Source organism: Rhodopirellula sp. MGV (assembly GCF_002251265.1).
GTDB lineage: Bacteria > Planctomycetota > Planctomycetia > Pirellulales > Pirellulaceae > Stieleria > Stieleria baltica_A.
In genome coordinates this window covers 1-20506 of record NZ_NPDI01000001.1, presented here as the reverse complement: position 1 = coordinate 20506, position 20506 = coordinate 1, and the positions used below count along the sequence as shown (strand labels likewise).

Here is a 20506-nt window from a genome sequence, read left to right as displayed (position 1 = left end):
TTGTCTCTTTGCCATGCAGTTTACTGATGTCGTACGATCGCAGTTCGGTACCGATGACCGACGCGACGGTTCTTCCACAACGATGCTTGATCAAATCAAAGTGGTCGATGTCGGAACGGACGGTCTACACATCCAAATCAGTGCCCCTGGACGCGTCCCCATCAAAGTGATGCTGGACTTCGTCGATCTCGAAGCCAACTACCTGGGTATCTTTTGCACCTGCGATCGCTTTCGAAATGGATACAACTGTGATCATGTCTGGGCGGCACTCACGGCTTTTGATTCCCACTTCGATCACCCAACGCTTCCCAACATCGATCCAGTCGATTTAGAAATCGCCGTGATCGAACCGTCTTACTTTGAAGCCGGAAAACCGTTACCGATCGTCAGAACCTCGAGCAACTCGCCCCATCTGACCGACGAGTTCTCGCGAAAAGCCGTTCGCCTGGGACAAGATTCATGGCGGAACGAGTTGCTTCGTTGCAGCCCGAAAAGTTTGCTCACCCCAAAGCCCTCGCTGGGAGTACCGTCTGACCTAATCCCTGAGTCGTTTCGAAAGTCGCAAACGTGGTTCGTCTTGCCGATCACCCATCCTCTGAACCGCAACTCGATGATCCTGACGACGATGGACAGTCGCAGGAAAAAAGATGGTTCCTGGGGGCGTCCCACCGGCGTGAGCTACACCCTCGATCAATCCAAAGCGATCGATGATCCCAACGAACGCCGCGTCTTCTCGCTGCTGAGCGCCGTTCGTACCGACCAATCGCCACGAACGTATCTCTATAGCACTCCCAGCTATTGCGAATACGCAGTCTCTGACCAGCGTTTGGCCCAATCGCTACAAGCGTTGTACGACACGGGGCGACTGGCCTGGAAACTTGGTACCTCGCAATCGTCATTCGAAGATGCGTCCAAAGTAGATTTGATCTCCGTCGACCGCCAATCGGTCGTCTCCTTCGCCGTTCGGTGTGACCCCAACGATTCGTCTAAGCTGTTTGTCGCACCAAGCATCACGATTCCCGATCTCGGTTCGTTCTCCCATCGGCACGTGATCTGGGGGTCCCAAGTCGGCTGTGCGATAGTGCAACTCCCAGCCGAACCAACCAAGCTAAGCGACGACTCGAATAGCGACAGCATGGATGGTTCGACCGCGGAACCGATGAAACCTGGAATTGACCTGAAACAAGACAATGATGTCGACACGTGGCAGCCTTCACCTAAAGATTCGATCGAAGGGATTCGCACGTGCATGATTTTGATCGACCCAGACTGCCTGGACTTACTTCGTGGCTGGGCGGTCCATGACGAAATCACCGTGCCTCGCAAAAACCTGGATGAACTGCTCACACTGGTGTCTCGTGATTACGCCAAAGTCGATTTACAGCTTGCCCCTGAGCTGCAAATCGAGTTTGTCACCGAAGCCCCCAAACCGTCATGCACACTCAAACAGCTTCGGCACCGCGAAAACCAATACGAAGTCTCGCTCGCGGCGAGCTATCCGAATCGATCCATACGTTTTGATTCGGAGAAAAAGTGGTGGTATGAACCTGAAAGCAAACAAATTTATCGCCGCGATTTGGAATCTGAAAAAGAGCAACTCTCAACCATCGACTTCAGTCATCTGAGACTGACACGCAATAGCTACGAGTCAACGATCACACTCGCGCCGGAACACTTTGTCGAGTTGGTCGAATCGATGCAGAATTCCGGATGGGAAGTCACCGCTAACGGAGCTCCGCTGAGGGCCGCTTCGAGCTTTGACGTCAATGTCACCAGTGATGTCGATTGGTTTGATCTCGATGTCGAAATCAGCTTCAACGACCAATCGGTGGCGCTACCAGAATTGCTAAAAGCGCTGCGTGAGGGCAGCGAAACGGTGCTGCTCGACGACGGCACCATGGGCATGCTGCCTCGCGAATGGTTAACCCGTTTTGGCGAAATCCAGTCGAGCGCAAAACAAGTCGACAACACCTTGCGTTTCCATCGGTCTCAAGGCTTGTTGTTGGACCTGATGTTGGAAGAAGTCGCTGACGTCCGCTCTGACCACGACTTCACCAAATTCGTCAAGCAACTGAAATCGTTCCAAGGCATCAAACCGGCCGACGCGATCAAGTCCTTTGATGGAAAGCTGCGTGAATACCAACGCCTCGGACTCGGTTGGCTGAAGTTTTTGCAGCAGATCGGATGCGGTGGCTGTTTGGCTGACGACATGGGATTGGGCAAAACCATCCAAGTCCTCGCGATGTTGGAGTCACGTCGCAAACGCCGCGTCAAAAAAGGCCAGACCCGGCACCCTTCCATTGTTGTCGTTCCAAAGAGTTTGATCTTTAACTGGATCGAAGAGGCACAGAAGTTCGCGCCGAAACTTCGCCTTCGCAATCACACCGGACCACAACGCAAAGAAGACTGGAAAGAGTTCACAGAAAATCCCGACTCGATCGATGTGTTGTTGACCACGTACGCGACGATGCGGATCGACGCAAGTTTGTTGGCCCCGATCCAGTTCGACTACGCGATCCTGGATGAAGCTCAAGCGATCAAGAACCCTAAGAGCCAAGTCGCCAAAGCGTCACGTTTGATTCGTGCCGAACACCGATTGGCGATGACCGGAACGCCTGTCGAAAACCATCTCGGTGACCTCTGGTCGCTGTTTGATTTCTTGAATCCGGGTTTGCTGGGAGCGAGTTCGACGACGCGTCTGGTGCCAAATATGCAGGACGAAACACAGCGCAAATCCGTCGAACTGATCAGCAAATCCCTGCGTCCGTTTATTTTGCGTCGCACAAAGTCAGAAGTCCTAACCGAGCTCCCAGAGAAAATCGAGCAGACGCTCTCCTGCGAGATGAGCACCAAGCACAAGAAGCTTTACAGCGATCTACTGAATCACTATCGATTGATGCTCAGTAAAAAAGTCGAAGAGGTCGGCATCAATCAAGCCAAGATCCATGTGCTTGCTGCACTGATGCGGTTGCGTCAAGCTGCCTGCGACCCGCGACTTGTTGACCCCAAATCGAAAGTCCGTGGTTCGAAAGTCGACGAGCTGCTCGAACGTCTCGAAGAACTGCTTAGCGAAGGTCGCAAAGCACTGGTGTTTTCGCAATTCACCTCGTTATTGCAACTCGTCCAACAAGACCTCGATGCTCGCAATTGGCGATACGAGTACCTTGATGGGAAAACGAATAATCGCGCCGAACGGGTCAATCGATTTCAAACCGACCCCGATTGCCAGCTGTTCCTGATCAGCCTGAAAGCTGGCGGTACCGGGTTGAACCTGACCGCCGCCGAATCGGTTTTTATTCTTGACCCTTGGTGGAACCCAGCGACGGAAGCCCAAGCGATCGACCGAGCCCATCGAATGGGGCAAACCAATTGCGTCAACGCCTATCGAATGATCTGCAAAGACACGGTTGAAGAAAAAATTATCGAACTGCAGAAAAGCAAACGAGAACTCGCGGACGCGATCATTGGCGAAGATAAAAGCCTAATCGGGCAACTGACCGCTGATGACTTGCACTCCCTGCTTGGGTGACCCGTTTGGCGAACCTTGGAAAACGGCAGTCGTGTGCGTTCTCGAAGGTGTCTGTCTACAGCGGTCCGACGTGGGCGTTCGTGTTTTGCCGCACGCCGATTGCGGTTCGCCCTTATTTCAGACTCCATGGGGCTTGATCTGGGAACTGATCGAGTAATCATCGGTGCGATGGATCGCACGCGGACGCCAACCGCATTCCCCACTTTTCCGATTGGCGAAATTGCTTTTTTCGTCGTCCATGGCAATTGCCGGTCGGTTCGCTAGGGAACCGAATCGTCGTGTTTGTCGTCAAAGCAGTACCTGCGATCCATCGACGAAAGCCCAAATGGCGGAGCTCACTGACGGGGGGCAGTCGATCTCTTCGATAAACGTCACCAGTGCCCAATTTTCGGTTGTCGACCTGCGATTTCGACTCCAGAAAACGTGGTTGCGGGAAAATCACTGTGGACGAGCATCATGAGTCAGCAAATGTCCAGCATTCCAGAATCTCCTTCTCATCCGTCCCATTTCGGCCCGCAGGCTGCCCTGCCAGAACGGAGTGTGCCCGAGCTGTTGGCTCAGGCCCGCGACGAATCGGATAAATCGGCGGCGGATCTGGGACCGCTCGGAGACCTTCTTCAACTGTACAGAAACTACCTGACCGTACTTGCGACCACGCAGCTTGATCAACGCCTGCGAAGACGCATGAATCCGTCCGACCTGGTCCAAGAAACGATGCTGGCCGCACATCGTGACTTCATCAGCTTTCGCGGCTCGAGCGAACCGGAATTGCTGTGTTGGCTGCGTCAAATCCTGATGAATTGTTTGCGTGACGCGATCGACCTTCATTTCAACGCCCAAAAACGCGACTTGCGGCGCGAGATTTCGATCGAAGCGGTGAGTGCTCAACTTGACGAAAGCGTTGGCCAATTCGCAAACGTGCTAGCCGATCGGGGGCCTTCGCCAAGCGAACCGACGCGCCGTCGGGAACGCGCGGTCGAACTTGCCGATCAGCTTGCAAAGCTGCGTCCGGAATATCGCGATGTGATCGTGCTTCGCAATTTACAGGGACTGTCGTTCAACGAAATTGCAGAGCGATTGGATCGTCGCGCCGGCACCGTCCGGATGCTTTGGTTGAGAGCGATGGACAAGTTCAAACAAACCTGTTCAGAACCCCAAGCGTAACGCGGGCACCAACGACCACAACAATTGATGCAAGACCTTTCTGTTACCGATCTGAGCCTCGAACCGGTCATGACCAGGCATTTGACCGCTGCGCAGAAAGAACGTCTTGCCGTCTTGCTCGACGATTACCTCACACGTTTAGAACAGGGGACTCCACCAAGTGTTGAAGACTTGGTAACGGACGACCCTGAACTACTCGAGCCACTGCGTTCTTACATCAATGGCCTCGAAGAACTGCACCAAGTTGCGGCCGGTTTCACGCCACGACAGGACCTCACTCGCGAAGCCGACGACTGCGATTCTTCAACCACGATCCTCGGCGATTTTCGACTGATTGAAGAAGTCGGGCGCGGCGGCATGGGCGTCGTCTACCGCGCCGAGCAGATTTCACTTGACCGAACCGTCGCGATCAAACTGTTGCCGTTTGCTGCCGTTTTGGACGCGAGGCAAATCACCCGGTTTAAACACGAGGCCCAAGCGGCAGCGCAATTGCATCACCCTTGCATCGTTCCCGTCTATACCGTTGGAACGGATCGCGGCGTGAATTATTACGCGATGCAATTTATCGATGGCGAATCGTTTAGCGAATGGATCGAAGCACGCCGCCAAAACAATCAGTTCCCCGACGTCGAACATTGTATTGACGATGTGATTCAAATTGCCGGTGCCCTCCATGCGGCACACGAAACTGGCGTGGTCCACCGGGACATCAAACCTTCTAATTTAATGCGAGGTCACGACGGCAAGGTCTGGGTCACGGACTTTGGCTTGGCACGCTGCCAAAGCGAAGCGACAATGACGCGAACGGGCGACATCGTCGGCACGATGAAATACATGAGTCCTGAACAGGCTCGCGGCGAATCCGCGATCGTCGATGGCCGGACCGATGTGTATTCGCTGGGTGTGACCTTGTACGAGATGCTGTGTCTACGTCCCGCGTTTGACGGTGGCGAGATGCCAGTGGTACTGCGGCAGATCGAAGAACATCATCCACGCCCGATGCGATCGATCCGCGAAGACATTCCCAAGGCCGTCGCGACGGTGATCGACAAGGCGATGTCCAAAGCTCGCGACGATCGCTATGACACTGCGTTGCAATTCGCGGACGATCTTCGCCGCGCCATCGCTGGCCAGCCCACCATCGCTCGGGCCCCCACCCAACTTGACCGCATCGCTCATTGGGCGCTTGCGAGAAAACGGGGTGTCGCGGCCGGAGCGGCGGTGTTGCTAACTCTCCTCGTCGTCCTCGCGATCAGCACCGGTCTGATCGCCTCCGCAAAACGAGATTCCGATCACCACGCCTTGCTGGCGAAACAAAGCAGCCAGTTGGCCCGCAATACGGTCGACGAACTGGGCGCGAAAATGGCCGAGCTTTTGGCCGACATACCGGAAGCGGAGTCAGTGCGTCGGCAGCTATTGCAGGAAACGTTGGCCTACTATGAAAAATTTGCCGCGCAGGTTGGCGATGACCCTACGTTGATGCAGGACTTGGCAGTGACGTATGGAAAGATTGGTTCTTTGCAAAACGAGATTGGGGCATCCGAACAGGCGATCAGGGCACTCGAACAATCCCGTCGCTTGCTGGAAGAACTCGTTGGCAACGCACCGGGAAACATGGATCTGAGGCACCAACTTGCCACAAGCGAGAACAACTTGGCACTGGCACTCGACCGTGCCGGCCAATACCAAGCCGCCGAAGAACATTTTGTCGCCGCAATCTCGTTGGGCGAATCGCTGATCAAGTCCTCTCCCGACGAAGCCAATTGGCGAACCGGGTTGTCACTCGCGCTGAGCAACTACGCCCTGCTGTTGGGAAAGACACATCGCATCGAAGAATCCGAATCGATGCTAAAGCAAAGCTTGGTGATGATGGGCGACAGCGAAGACGGCAACAACGAAGACAATGAAAAACTGCAACGTCAGATCGCGTCGACCTACCAAAACCTCAGTGGCTTGCTCGCCGATCAGTCGCCCGAAAAGTCGATCGAGTACGCACAAGAAGCGTTGCGATATCAGATGGATGCCTTTCGTGAGAATCAAAGTGATGCCGGATTGGCCAGCCAAGTCGCTTTAACGCTCAATAGTCTCGGGGCGGCACAAGCAGCCGCTGGCGATGGAGAAGGCGCAGTGCTTTCCTATCAACAAGCCGCAGATATCCAGCAGCAGCTTCATTTCTTGCAACCGAACGCGTTGACACACCAACGCGACTTGGCGGTCACCCAAAACAACCTCGGGCTCGCGCTCGCTTCACTGGGCAACTACTTCGCGGCAAACGAAGCATTTAATCAAGCGTTGCAATTTCAGCAGACCTTGGCTGCGGAGTTCAAACACGACGCGGAGATCCAGAGCACACTGGGCGGGATTTACAACAATCAGGGGTTTGTTCAAGAAAAACTAAACGACTCGTCGTCAGCACTGCTGTCTTACCGCAAGGCGGTCGAGCATCAACAGTTGGCCCATCAGACCGCCGGTGAAGTTCCCAAGTACCGCGAGTATTTGAGCAAGCACTACTTTAATTGTGCCCGGCTTTTACGTGATGATGGCCAAACCGATGAATCGATCAAGTTCACATTGCGACGTCGGGAACTTTGGGAAAATGACGGTTCTCGATTGGCGGGGGTTGCAGACGAATTCCTCGCTACCGCATCGGTAATTAAGCTGGGCGAGGCGTCTGGCCGTTCTGTTGACGTATCGAGTACCGATTGTATCGACTACGCCAAACAGACCTTGCGTTCCGCAATCGACCATGGCTTTCAGGCCCCGTCAGAGTTTTTCGATCGTCCAGAGTACCTTGATCTAAGGCCAAACACGTCACTCGAAGGGATCTGACGTCCTAACGTTTGAAAACCATTCAAAGCCCTATGAATAGTCACTCATCGTTGTCTAAAGAATCGGAACAACTGCGTAAAGTCGCATCCGTTCGACGCCCGCTAAACGTGGAACGTTTGGAGGTTCGGACGATGCTTGCTGCAAACCTCTTTTCCGGTTTTGATGACGGCTTGGATTTGCCTCCTCGCCGTGTGCTCTTGGACACAACCTCGGACGCCGGCAGTGCGTTTTTCTCCAACTTGGTTGAACAGCAACGGGCTCCGGCGCCATTTGCATTTGAAGCTGGCCCAGACGATCAACTCGCATTCACACTTGATGGGGAACCGGTCCGATTGTTCGTGATGCGAGATCTAGAGCTTCCTGAACTTGCCGACGCGTCGCGTCGGAGTGAATTGCAACGACACACGCCCAATCCGCGACGACAATTGTCCGTCTCGCCGGTGCTGGTCAAATTCGAATCGCTTGAACCCGAGATCGAAACCAATTTCAGTATCGCCAGCGAAGTGATCAAAGCGAGTTCACCGTCTCAAATCGATTTAGATGTGCTCGAACAAAGCCTCGACGAGATGCTGGACGAACAGCCGGTCGCACCGTCAGCTCTCGACAGTGGAATGGTCTCCTCGGAGATTCCAAGATCACGGCGACTTGATCAGCCACCGGGGAAGGACACCGAGACAACCGATTTGGACGATGACGAAGAAGGCGGTCTGATCGAACTCCGTAATTTGAGTTTTCCAGATAGCGCACTCGATTCTGCGGACGCGCGATCGGCAAAGATTTGGCATATCGATTTGCAAACGGCTCCCGCACTCGGATCGGTCCCCACCCCTGTTGTTGGTCCTGTCTCCGGTCCGACACCGTCACCCACGGTCATTCCGCCGGGTGGGCCGATTTCCGTGGTTGCCCCGCCCCCAGTCGCTGGTAATCCAGTCTCCGATCCCGTCGCTGACGATGGCGGCCTGATCCGCATCTCCGGTAGCACTCTGCCGGTCTCTGTAGCGAATCGGAGTTATAGCGGTTTGCGAATCAAGCTCGATCCCAACGTCGGACGCATTCGCAACTTCCAAATTGCGGCCGCACCGGGATTGGATAACGACCTCGATGATTCGCCTTCTTCAGAACTGGTGTTGAGTTGGGATAAATCGGATGGTTCAGATTCCAAAGAAACCAAATCCGACAAAGACGATTCTTCAGGTCGTTCGCCAAGCATCTCGCTGAGCGGAATTCTTGTCGCGGGTGGCTTGCTGCTGACCACATCAACGTCCCATCAAGACGACGCGTCGGGCGACGAATAGAGCGTCCGGCTGGCAGAATCACCGCAGGCTTCTAAAAATCTTTCTCACGAAGTGTGACACCGGGATCACGCCTTCCGTCATCTAGGGTAGCGGTCATGAAGTCCGCCCGATCGCCGCGTCGCGAGTGATCGCCACCACCAATGCTGCCTCCAGATGAGATTGGGGCCGATGACGCCGTTGCAATCCGATCCGATCACCGAAATGATCTCCCGACTCTACCTCCCCGGCTGGCAAGCCGCGATCTGGAAGTTGAGCGGCAATTGGGGGCTCGAAATTCCCGAGAAACACGTCAGCCTTTACGTCGTCACCCAGGGCAGCGGCTGGCTGTTGTCAGACTCCTCGGAGCGACCTCCCGTTCGTGTTTCCAGTGGCGACCACATCATCACAGCTGCTGGTCATGGGCATCGATTTTTGCGAACCTTGGACGCCACATCCGAGCCGATCAGTGACCGTCTTTCGGCACCAATTTGGCCAATCGTCCCGAACGATCACGACACCTGCGAATTGCTGTACGCCCAATTCGAACTCGACCAATTGAATGCCAATCCACTTTCGATCGGGCTGCCTGAACTGATTCACCTGAATCATCGGCGCGATCAAGAACTGAAATCGTGCGCAGCGATTTTAGACCTCACGCATCAAGTCGCCCGCGACGGCGAACCGGGTTGGCAAGCGATGGTGCGTAAATTTGCGGAGCTCGTCTTTATCCGTACGTTAACCGCTCAGTTGCGGATGACATCGGTAGAAGTCAACGGCGATGCACCAATCGGAGTGGTCAAAGCGATGACCGACAACGTCGTCGGCCCTGTGTTGAATCAGGTCCTGACCGCCCCGGAATCACAGTGGACCGTCCCGCAAATGGCCCGGATCGCAAGGGTGTCGAAATCGGCTTTTTCCGACCGGTTCCGCAGCCTGCTCGGGCAACCGCCGCTGCAATATGTCACTGACCTTCGCATGCAGAAGGCAAGTCGATTGCTGCACGAAAGTGACTTAGAGATTTCCAATATCGCAGTGCTCGTCGGTTACGAATCGCCGTCTTCTTTCAGCACCGCATTTCGACGCTGGAACGGTCAATCACCGGCGGAGTATCGAAGACGGTGCAAGATCGCAGCGGCGCGGGCGAACCACGCCGTTCCACAAACCAAACTTGCCACGAATCAGTCGGAACTTCAACACGTCAGCTAGATGCTGAGCGCCGGACGAAGTGGTCCAACGAAACAACCGCTTTTCTGCTGGCCGATCCCTTCACGCATCAGTTCGTCGATGTGTGTCGGATCGAATCTGCGATGCCATCGCTGCAAAAAGGGTGGCAAAAGATGATCGTGGCGGCGTTCAGAATCGAGATCTTTGATAGACGGGACTTCTAAATCGTACTCGTCTGTTCCAACGACAGGTGGCGTCTCGATTTCGATCCGCCCTTCGTTCAATTCGACTTTTTGCAGGTCGATTGAAATCGGTTTTCGCTTGGCGCGAGCAGATGCCAACGCGAAGTCGACTTCTAACAAATCACCGTCTGCCTGTTCGATCGGCTCGGCCGAAAAGACGAACGCGATGATCGAGCCCTCTTCTTCGTTGACGTTGACCACCACACTGGCATTGCCATTCCAGACCGATCCCGATCGGATTTGCAGTTCATCCGTCGACAACACGCTGGGGTCATATTGCAGACGAATTTCTGCCGCACGAACGCCTTCGGCATCTTCGATGTGCAGCGGGGTTTTGAGCCGTTTTTCCTGATGGTCCCAGTGGGCGTCCAGCGAAACCGCTGCCATCAATTGCCGTGACTCCAACGATTCAGTCACAAGCTTGCGAGTGCGTCTGACCATGCGGACTTTGATTGAGAAAAGACTGGCATCCTGCCATAAACGTGACCAACAATGCCTGCCATGTACCGCGTTTACGGCGCTGGCGGCAAGGCCAACGTGGAGCGACCTAGTAAGAACTGTCGCCCAAAAGACAATCAAAGAAGCGTAGTGGCGAACAGAAAAACCGTCCACCTTTGGGGGATATCCACAAATCCGATCAAGGATTTACCAGAGATCCGATGCGAGCACGCGATCGACGACTTCATCCCGGTCATCGTCATCTTGGTTGATCGCTCCCTGCGGATCGTTCGAAGCTGGCTCCGCCTGAACCGCGAGATCATCGTTCGTGCAGACGATGATCGGATCGGCGACCGCTTGAAGCCCCGCCGCGAGTTTCGCGTCGCCTGTTGCTTCGGAATGTGCTTCTGGCGATTCAGCTTCGGCGGATAGCATCGCCCTCAGTCCAACCCCGGCGTCTTCCGATTCTGGCTCACTGCCAAATGACGATGCAATCATCGATTGCGTTGCCGCCATCACCACTGACTCGGCCGATACCGCAGCGACAGAGCTGGCCGAACTACTTGACGGCACACTTGGCGCAGTGGGGGCAGTTCCGGTTTCGGCGTCCGTGGTGATTCGGGTGACCTCGTTGGACCAGGATGTTGAACCGACGGGCATCACCAATGTGGTCAACAAACGAGTGTAAAGATACTGCGGGAGCAAACCGTCTTCGACAAAGTCTTGGTCGTCGGCGGGAGTACCGGCCGTCAGCGTCACTGACAACTCGTTGTTACCGCCATCGATAAAGGCAACGGGTTGCGATTCGGTGATCGTATAGTCGCCAGGTGTCAATTCGGTAAATTCGTACGAACCATCGGTATCGGTGACCGTCTGGAACTGTTCGTCTGTTGAATCATTCGTCAACGTAATCGTGACACCGCCGATCGCCTCACCGGCATCCATTTGGCCGTTGCCATTCGCATCGGCATACACTGCACCCGAAATGACGTCGGTGCCACCGGTCGTAATTGTCAACACGCCGTCGGTTTGATCACTGCCAGCGACAGGGGCGGGTGAAACATTCACTTGCCCTTCATTCAGTACTGCGGTGATCAAATCCAGATCCGACGTTTCGCCGACGGTAGCTGTATCAGAAACGGTAAATTCCAACTCAACCAACGAACCTGAACCGGTGCTAAGAGCGGCCGATGCGGAAACAAAGATCACCACCATCCCGGTAGCGTCATCAATGTTGACGGTCACCTGAGCATCGCTGGCGCCGTCCCATACGGAACCTGCCGTGACATCACTTGCGTCAAGCGAAAGCAATTCCGGATCGAATTCCAGGCGGATTTCTGCACCACGAACACCAGCCGCATCATCGATATTGACCGGAACCGACACGACAGCTGCCGGTGCAGCCGTCAAATCATCGGGAATCTCGACCGCGGCAAGCAATCGACGCGCCGTCAGCGTTTGAAATCTTGGGCGGCGTCTTCTCATGGAACTATCTCAATTTGTGGTTCAGCAAGTCGGTTTATCGATGGAAGGACGGTGAAAGGTCCGCCCCCCGACTCATTAGTAGGATTTTTGTCGGCGAATGTCACACCGTGACTTACCTTCTCCTGAATGTTGATTGTTTTTCGGGTTGGCGAGAAAAAATTATCGGAAGTGGTGTGACATTGACCGAAAAGATTCCGCCTCGAAAGAACAGGCTGACCAATGCCCGTTTCTCTCCAGCCTTCCGTCTACAAATGGATTTTCTTGACGGTCGATCAAGCGATGGACTGCCCCTTCCCGTTGAACCCGGCAGTGACCGGCATAGGTCTCAAAGAATATGCGTCAAGTAACCAAAGCCCTGTTATCGCTCGTTCCATCGCGGCGTTCCGATTCAAACCGTAACCGCCCTGCAAAACGCAAAGGCCGCAAAGCACGACTGGAGACGCTGGAGTCCCGTCGCGTTCTGGCCGCAACGATTGCTTCGTTCACCCCAACGGCCAGCGGCTTCGTCGCCGAACTGAGCGAAGAGATCGATTCCACCAAAATCAATCTCTACGACTCCGAAAATGGACTCGCCGGTGATGCCGATGTGACCTTGAACGGTGCCAGTGGTGGCAACGTCCAAGGCTCGCTGATCATCGATGGCACGACGTTGACGTTCGTTGCGACCGGTGGCGCACTTCCAGCCGATACCTACACCGCAACCTTGCGTAGTGCGTCTGACGGGTTCACCGACCTGGCCGACGGCGAGCTACTTGATGGCGATGACAATTCCACCGCCGGCGGTAACTTTGTCGATACGTTCACAGTAACCAGCTCCGGAACGCTGACCGTTGGCATCCCCGACATCGTTCGCGGCCCGACGCAAGCCGTTCAAGTTCCTGTTGGCGGAGACGGCACTACTTTGCCGCCTGGATTGCCGATTCAACTAAGTGACGCCGATGGCGTGACCTCGGTCACATTGACGATCCAGTACGACCCAGACTTGCTGGATATCAGCGACGTCCAGCTGGGCAGCGACGCACCAACCGGCAGCCAGGTGCAAGCGAACTTGGATACGCCCGGAACCGCGATCATTTCGTTCTTTAGCGTTGGCCCAATGTCGGCCGGTGAAGCAGACATCGTTGACATCATCGCGTCCGTTCCCGAAGACGCCACCTACGGCGCGATGCAAGCGATCCAAATCACTCAATTGGAAGTCAACGCCGGTGCGATCACCGCCGACAGCGATGACGCCATTCACGTCGTTGCTTTCCCCGGTGACGCCAACCGTAACCAACGATACGACGCCGAAGACGCCCGCCTGATTGCCCGTGTCGGTGTCGACCTGGACTCTGGGTTCGTGTCGAGCAACCCGACCTCAACAACCGCCTCCACGATGCTCTACCCGACCGTCGATCCGATGCTGATCGGCGACGTCAGTGGTAACGGTGAACTCAGCCCCCTCGATTCCAGCGATATCCTTCGCCAAGTTGTCGGCCTGTCGACTCCGAATATTCCAGACCTGCCTGATGCACAAGCACCGACCGGACTGAGCTTGTCCGCGACGTCGCTGAACGACAACATCACGACAGGAACGACCGTCGGCACCTTCGCGACGACCGATCCTGACTCGGGCGACACACACACCTACACCCTGGTCAGCGGGACCGGGTCGACCGACAACAGCTCGTTCACGATCAGTGGCAACACGCTGGTCAGCGCGACGACGTTCGACGCGTCGGTGAAAGACACGTTGAGCATTCGCGTGAAGTCAACAGACTCGACGGGACGTTCGATCGAAAAGACATTTACGATCACTGTCCAACACAACAATTCGGCACCGACCGCGATCGCGATCGATAGCATGACCGTCGCCGAAAACAGTGCAACTGGCACCAGCGTCGGCACGCTCAGCACCACCGACCCGGATAGCGGCGACACCCACACGTACAGCATCGTTTCGATCGACGGAAGCACTTCGAGCACCGTGTTCACGATCAACGGCGACGAATTACAAGTCGGCTCGGCCTTGGACTTCGAGACCAAGTCCAGCTACAGCGTCGTCATCCGCAGCACCGATTCGGCGGATCAATCGACGACACAGACATTCACGATCACCGTCACCGACGTCAACGAAGCACCGACGGCGATGGCGATCACGAATTCGACCGTTGGCGACAACGCTGTCTCGGGAACAACCGTTGGCACCTTGTCGTCTACCGACGTCGATGCCGGTGAAACGTTCACGTACACATTGGTCTCCGGATCAGGTGACACCGACAACGCTTCCTTCGCGATCAATGGAGACGAACTGGTCACCGCCGCGACAATCGATTTCTCCTCGCAAACCAGCTACAGCGTTCGCGTTCGCACGACTGACTCCGGCGGAAATGTCTTCGAGCAGGTCTTCACGATCACCCAAGGCAACTCGGCACCATCGGCGATCGCCCTGAGCAGCGACACGATTGCCGAAAACAACAACACTTCGGCAACCGTCGGCACCCTGTCGACAACCGATTCGAACTCGGGCGATACCCATACCTACACCTTGGTATCGGGCGATGGCGATGATGACAATGCTTCGTTCACGATCTCGGGCAACACGCTTGTTACCACCGAAGCATTCGACTTTGAAACCCAAGACACGTACACGATTCGTGTCCGCAGCACCGATTCGACAAGCCTGTTTGTCGAAGAAATCTTGACGATCACGGTCACGAACGTGAACGAAGCGGCCACGACAATCACGCTCGATCACTCCAGTGTCGCCGATGGCGAAAGTAGCGGTACCACCGTCGGTGCGTTCTCAAGTGACGACCCTGACAGTGGCGATACGCTGACATACACATTGGTTTCCGGTACAGGCGACGACGACAACGCTTCCTTCACGATTTCGGGCGGACAACTGGTCACCGGTTTCACCGCCGATCAAGCGACCAAGGCAACCTACTCCGTTCGCGTGCAAGTTGAAGATGCGGGCGGATTGACCACCGAAGAAACCTTCACGGTCACCATCACCGAACAGAACGTCGCACCGACCGCGATCGCACTTTCCAGTGCCACGGTTGCCGAAGATGCCGAAGTCGATGACGTCATCGGAACCTTGTCGACAACCGACGCGAACTCGACCGACGTCTTCACCTACACCTTGGTCTCTGGAACCGGTGACACCGATAACGCTTCGTTCTCGATCAGCGGCGATACGCTGACCCTGAACACCACGCTGGACTTCGAAACGAAGAGCTCCTACAGCGTTCGTGTTCGCAGCACGGATCCGTTTGGTTTGTTCTTCGAAGACACATTCACCATCAGTGTGACCGATGTCAACGAAGATCCGTCGGCACTCGTCATTGACAATGCGACAGTCACCGATGGTGCGACAAGCGGAACGACAGTAGGCGGACTCTCGGTAACCGACCCTGACTCCGGTGACACGGTGACGTACACCTTGGTCACTGGCGACGGCGACGATGACAATGCCTCGTTCACGATCTCTGGATCAGATCTCGTTACCGGATTCACCGCCGACTTCTTCCAGAAGAGTTCGTACACCGTTCGCATTCGTGCGACCGATTCGGGCGGCCTATTCACCGAAGAAGCAATCACCATTACGGTGAACGAAGCGAATGTCGCTCCAACAGCCATCGCCCTATCGGCCAGCACTGTTGCAGAGAACACCGCTTCGGGAACTGCAGTGGGAACACTCAGCAGCACCGATGCAAACAGCGGTGACACGCACACGTACACGCTCGTTTCGGGCGCGGGCGATGACGACAATGCTTCGTTCACAATCAGTGGCGATGAATTGCAACTCGCGATTACACCCGACTTCGAAACTCAAGAGACCTACACGATCCGTGTTCGCAGCACAGACAGCGGCGGCTTGACGTTCGACGAAACGTTTACGATCACCGTGACCAACGTTAACGAAGCGGCCACGACTCTGACAATCGGATCGGATCACGTCGCCGATGGCGAAACCTCGGGTACCGTAATCGGCATGTTCGCCAACGATGATCCCGATCAGTCGGACACATTCACCTACACGCTGATCAGCGGAACCGGTGATGATGACAATGCGTCGTTTACGATCAGCGGCGACGAATTGGTGACCGCCTTTACCGCCGACCAAGCGACAAAGTCATCGTACAGCATCTTGGTACAGGTTTCCGATGCGGGCGGCTTGACCACCGACCAGACCTTCACGATTACGGTGACCGAAGCCAATACCGCTCCGACGGCAATCGCGTTGTCACAATCGAGCATCGCCGAAGACCAGCCGTCTGGTAGTGCCGTTGGGATGCTCTCAGCGACGGACGCGAACAGCAACGACACCCACACCTTCGAGTTGGTTTCTGGAACGGGTGACGACGACAATGCTTCGTTCACGATCGTCGATGGCGAATTGCAAACCGCAATCGATCTCGACTTCGAAACCAAGTCGAGCTACAGCGTGCGTGTCCGTGCGACAGACAACTTCGGTGGAACGTTCGAGCAAGACTTCTCGATCACCGTCACCGACGTCAATGAAGCACCGTCGAATTTAATGCTTAGCTTTATGTCGATCGCTGACGGCGAAGCATCGGGAACCGACATCGGCGATTTCACTGCTGACGACCCTGACGCCGGCGACACGCTGACCTACTCGTTGGTTTCGGGAACTGGTGACACTGACAACAGCGTCTTCTCTGTAAGCGGCGGCACGCTGACGATCAACGAAGCAGTCGACGATGCAATTCAATCGATGTACTCGATCCGCGTTCGTGCCGAAGACGCCGGCGGACTGTTCACTGAAGAAATTTTGATGATTACGGTCACCGAGGCAAACGTTGCTCCAACCGCGATCGCCCTAAGCGCTTCGACGGTTAGCATCGGAGATCCCGCGGGAACCGTTGTCGGTGATCTGTCCGCAACAGACAGCAACACCACCGATGACCACACTTACGTGCTGGTCGCCGGAACAGGGGACACCGACAATACCATGTTCACCATTGAGGGTGATCAGCTGAAAACGACCGCGGAAGTTCCTTCGGGAGCGCCAGCGTCCTACAGTATCCGTGTCGAAGTCACCGATCACTACGGCATGACCTTTGAACAGGTCCTGACTATCACGGTTCAATAAGCGTTCGGTAACGCTTGCGGATCGTCAACGATGCAATGGGACTGGACTGCTTGAGTGTTCCGGCCCAGCCAACAAAAACCCTGCCCGACTTCGGGCAGGGTTTTCTTTTGGCATGATTGTCGATTCGCTGGGTCAGAAATTGAACATCGCGTTGAAACTTAAACCGTGTGCGATGAACGTCCCTGAATCAAAATTGAATGCCGGGTTGCGTGTTCCTGTGGGAAGCTCTGGTGGAAACTGTGACACGGTACGATCGATTGCGTCATCGACTTGGATCGCGTTCGTCCAGACCAGCAAGTTGTATCCAATACCGACTTGTAGATTGCGATCAAGATACGTCGACAAGTTGATCCCCAATTCCGGGATCACCGAAAAATCGGACTGCTCGTGAGTCCCAATGTTTGTCGACTGAGCCAGCAACCCTCCATTGATCGACGATGAACCTGCACCAGGAACCGTTGTCGTCGTTTGACCGCTGATGCGGGCCTCCGCTTGGTTGACGCCAAACGCGACCTTCGCATTCGCGGTGAGATGAACTCCGTTTCCATAGCGCGACTGGTATCGCAAACCGAACTGAGCACCATGGAATCGGTTGTCCGTTTCAAAAATGTCCGATAGGCTTCGTGTCGTCCCTGCCAGGATCGGTCCTTGGGCTTGCGTAAAGGTCGATTGCTGGTTGATGGACAACGATTCGTCCAAACGACCGTGACGATAGCCAAATGACAAATCGAGGTGGTCGCAGATCGCAGTACAGATTCGCTGGCGTCGCATCACATCGAATGCGAACAAGCTGTTCTGGAACTCCGCATTGACGCTGCCGGTCAAAAAATCTGGGTGCGCGATCAACAATGCAGACTCTGATCCAGTCCCAGTATCAAAGACAGGTCGCGCAAGCACCGCACGAGAATCGTTGAACGTTTCGCTGTCTTCAAAGACACCCAAGAAACTGAGATCGAAGCCTTCGGTGCCACAACGGTCGTCCCACTGCAATGACAATCGCATTCCGGACCGCATTTGGTCACCAATCGTGTCACCGCCAAAAAGCACCGATGTCCCCGACTGATTGAGCACCCCGGCATTCGCCGCGGGCGTGCCGACAGGACTCGTCGTAACCAACGGCGGCAAATCGGCACCACCCAACGACCACAGCAAATAGTCAGCTTGGATGCGATAGTTCAAATGCGAAAATGGGGCTCGGATTCGCGTCTTCGGGATCCGACATCCCATCCCATCGCACGCTCCACATCCGATGGAATCGCAGGCGCCGTCCATCGAGTCGCAAGCGTCACAACCGCCGGAATAAAAGCTCTCATCGTAGATGACTTCGCCGTGAGAGACCTCGGCTACCGGTTCCATTGCGTCCGAGTTGCTCGGCTCGTACTTCGCCGCAGAAACCGCATGCGTTGATCGATTCTTTTTTTCGGTGGCCGAATTCTGTTTCGACGACACGACTCGCCAGGTCACCCGGTTCGACTCGACATCCGATGCGATTCGTTTTTCGGACGGCGGAGTCTGTCCAGACGCCTCCGGTGTCTCCAGCAAACAGGCTCCGGATATCCCGAGCGCGAATGTGAAGACCCAAAGCTGAAGGCGGTTAAACGCGAGCGACATTTTCCAACTCGTGTGTCAAAATGACTTGAACGATAAAGCGATTCTATTTCCTAGAATCCATCTATCGGACACCGCCGGCACAATCGTTAACTCTTGCCTAAACAGAAAAGTCAAACAATCGATTAAAAAAGCGAGTTTCACGCCGCTTTGGTTTCACACAGCGTCTCTAGCGCCTACGTCGACGGTACACCCCCAACACTCCAAGCGCAGAGAGCGCTATGATCGATGAGGGTTCGGGAATTGCTGTCACAGCCGAAGAGGTGTAATCGGTTTGCGCGTATCCGAATCTCATCGATTGGTTATACGCTTCAACACCAACGTTGCCCGTTAGGAACGTGTTGTCCGTGACGGTGTGGTTGAACAGTTGAGCCCCACCGACGATATCAACCGTCGCAGAGATTTCTTCACCGACGCGTGACACGCTTAAACGGTAGGGCAGTGTCGTACTCCAGCCTGTTGAAGAGAGCGCCAAGATTGTGCGCACACCTTCGACCTCACGAAACAGTTGAATCCCATTTCGTCGGCCACTCACACCGCCCCCGCCCCAACTCAAACCGTATGAGTTGGAGATGTCTTGATAGCCGAACACCACACCAAACAAATCGTTGTCGTTGACCGTTTGAGCTTCGATCGAGAAGCTAAAGTCACCGTTGGTCGTAAAGTCACTGATCAAAGCGCCGGTGCTGTTGTTGCTGTTTTCGATGATGTTCCCAATACGCGACCACGTCGCGTTATTGCCGGAGTCCGAGATACCAGCACCTGCGGTCCAATTGGACATGATTTCAAGCTCCGTAACCAACGCCGCATCAGCCTTCTGAGCAGCCAGCAACGCGAACCATGCCACGCAACAAATCGTGAATCGTTTCATTCAAATACTCGATTGGAAATTCCAGTTGCGCCCCAAGATGTCCGTTTACCCTATCACCTCGTAAAGCGCGGTCAACAAGTTCCAAGGCACAATTGAACACGCCAAATCCCAGATCGTGACCGGTCAGGAGGACTCGTCAGATTAGTGAAACAGAAGGGGTTTTTGACCTTTTCGGATGCCCCTGTCGTGCAGGTTGCGAAGGGTGTGACGCGCGACAAATGACGACTCATTGCGACATCGGTCCAGTGCCAAACGATTCAATCGCAAAGCCCCAGCAGCGCAGGCCCAGGTTGGACCGCGCTCTCATCAGCCGCATTGGCGATAGCCAGCGGTTGTGTGGCTTTGGTTTTGCCGGCGGCCCGAGAATCGCCTAAAGGCTAGACTCCAGCGGGCACCTGGGGCGCTTGTCTTAGGGGCGAAGCCCCGGCCGGTTACCTAGCCAGGTCCGCAGGGCCTGGAAGATGACCCGACCAAAAACATTAGGGCCAACGGCCCGGTCCGTTACCGCGTGTTTGAAATCGATTGATTCGCATCGCCGTACGCAATCGTGACGGTTTCATCAGCCGCATTGGCGATAGCCAGCGGTTAGGCGGTTTTGATTTGGCTGGATCACGTAACCGCACGCTATCGCGGTCGCGGCTGATGGAGAACGGGCGGCGACTACATCAGCCGCATTGGCGATAGCCAGCGGTTGTGTGGTTTTGGTTTGGCGGGCGGACCGAAGATCGCCTAAAGGCTAGACTCCAGCGGCGCTTGTCTTAGGGGCGAAGCCCCGGCAGGTTACTTAGCCAGGTCCGCAGA

The 20506-nt window shown here is 55.2% G+C and carries 10 protein-coding genes; 6 read left to right on the top strand and 4 right to left on the bottom strand.

Features of this window, described 5'->3' with window-relative positions:
- Window positions 1-13: 13 nt before the first annotated feature.
- From CGZ80_RS00055 to CGZ80_RS00030, 5 genes are all read left to right on the top strand, one after another.
- Entirely contained in the window at window positions 14-3529 is a 3516-nt protein-coding gene (locus tag CGZ80_RS00055) for a DEAD/DEAH box helicase (protein ID WP_094410736.1), read from the top strand.
- Between the two features lie 456 nt (window positions 3530-3985).
- Window positions 3986-4693 carry a sigma-70 family RNA polymerase sigma factor gene (locus tag CGZ80_RS00045; protein ID WP_233148138.1) on the top strand — a complete coding sequence of 236 codons (708 nt, stop codon included), beginning with the start codon at window positions 3986-3988 and terminating at the stop codon, window positions 4691-4693.
- 27 nt (window positions 4694-4720) lie between these two features.
- A complete protein-coding gene (locus tag CGZ80_RS00040) occupies window positions 4721-7522 on the top strand; it encodes a serine/threonine-protein kinase (protein WP_094410734.1) in 2802 nt (933 codons plus the stop codon).
- A 32-nt stretch (window positions 7523-7554) separates the two neighbouring features.
- Window positions 7555-8817 (top strand): hypothetical protein, encoded by a 1263-nt coding sequence (locus tag CGZ80_RS00035; protein ID WP_094410733.1) that lies wholly within the window; start codon window positions 7555-7557, stop codon window positions 8815-8817.
- Window positions 8818-8970: 153 nt separating this feature from the next.
- Window positions 8971-10002, top strand: coding sequence for an AraC family transcriptional regulator (locus CGZ80_RS00030; RefSeq protein ID WP_094410732.1), 1032 nt, complete (start codon window positions 8971-8973; stop codon window positions 10000-10002).
- Here CGZ80_RS00030 and CGZ80_RS00025 read toward each other — a convergent pair.
- Window positions 9999-10643, bottom strand: a complete 645-nt coding sequence (locus tag CGZ80_RS00025; protein ID WP_094410731.1) for a cohesin domain-containing protein — start codon at window positions 10641-10643, stop codon at window positions 9999-10001. The two genes, CGZ80_RS00030 and CGZ80_RS00025, sit on opposite strands and share 4 nt — an antisense overlap.
- A 204-nt stretch (window positions 10644-10847) precedes the next feature.
- Entirely contained in the window at window positions 10848-12125 is a 1278-nt protein-coding gene (locus CGZ80_RS00020) for a cohesin domain-containing protein (RefSeq protein WP_094410730.1), read from the bottom strand.
- Between the two features lie 334 nt (window positions 12126-12459).
- Here CGZ80_RS00020 and CGZ80_RS00015 point away from each other — a divergent pair, with 334 nt between their 5' ends.
- Entirely contained in the window at window positions 12460-17226 is a 4767-nt protein-coding gene (locus CGZ80_RS00015; protein WP_094410729.1) for a cadherin domain-containing protein, read from the top strand.
- A 132-nt stretch (window positions 17227-17358) separates the two neighbouring features.
- Here the strand turns inward: CGZ80_RS00015 and CGZ80_RS00010 are convergent, their stop codons facing one another.
- Together CGZ80_RS00010 and CGZ80_RS00005 are read right to left on the bottom strand one after the other, a co-directional pair.
- On the bottom strand, window positions 17359-18837 hold the full coding sequence (locus CGZ80_RS00010; RefSeq protein ID WP_094410728.1) for a BBP7 family outer membrane beta-barrel protein: 1479 nt from the start codon (window positions 18835-18837) through the stop codon (window positions 17359-17361).
- 166 nt (window positions 18838-19003) lie between these two features.
- Entirely contained in the window at window positions 19004-19705 is a 702-nt protein-coding gene (locus CGZ80_RS00005; protein ID WP_094410727.1) for a PEP-CTERM sorting domain-containing protein, read from the bottom strand.
- Window positions 19706-20506 lie beyond the last annotated feature (801 nt).

Excerpts from the sequence above, each read along its gene's own strand:
- CGZ80_RS00040 (WP_094410734.1), top strand. The coding sequence starts at position 4,721 with ATGCAAGACCTTTCTGTTACCGATCTGAGCCTCGAACCGGTCATGACC.
- CGZ80_RS00055 (WP_094410736.1), top strand. The coding sequence starts at position 14 with ATGCAGTTTACTGATGTCGTACGATCGCAGTTCGGTACCGATGACCGA.
- CGZ80_RS00025 (WP_094410731.1), bottom strand. The coding sequence starts at position 10,643 with ATGGTCAGACGCACTCGCAAGCTTGTGACTGAATCGTTGGAGTCACGG.
- CGZ80_RS00015 (WP_094410729.1), top strand. The coding sequence starts at position 12,460 with ATGCGTCAAGTAACCAAAGCCCTGTTATCGCTCGTTCCATCGCGGCGT.
- CGZ80_RS00035 (WP_094410733.1), top strand. The coding sequence starts at position 7,555 with ATGAATAGTCACTCATCGTTGTCTAAAGAATCGGAACAACTGCGTAAA.
- CGZ80_RS00005 (WP_094410727.1), bottom strand. The coding sequence starts at position 19,705 with ATGAAACGATTCACGATTTGTTGCGTGGCATGGTTCGCGTTGCTGGCT.
- CGZ80_RS00045 (WP_233148138.1), top strand. The coding sequence starts at position 3,986 with ATGAGTCAGCAAATGTCCAGCATTCCAGAATCTCCTTCTCATCCGTCC.
- CGZ80_RS00020 (WP_094410730.1), bottom strand. The coding sequence starts at position 12,125 with ATGAGAAGACGCCGCCCAAGATTTCAAACGCTGACGGCGCGTCGATTG.
- CGZ80_RS00030 (WP_094410732.1), top strand. The coding sequence starts at position 8,971 with ATGAGATTGGGGCCGATGACGCCGTTGCAATCCGATCCGATCACCGAA.
- CGZ80_RS00010 (WP_094410728.1), bottom strand. The coding sequence starts at position 18,837 with ATGTCGCTCGCGTTTAACCGCCTTCAGCTTTGGGTCTTCACATTCGCG.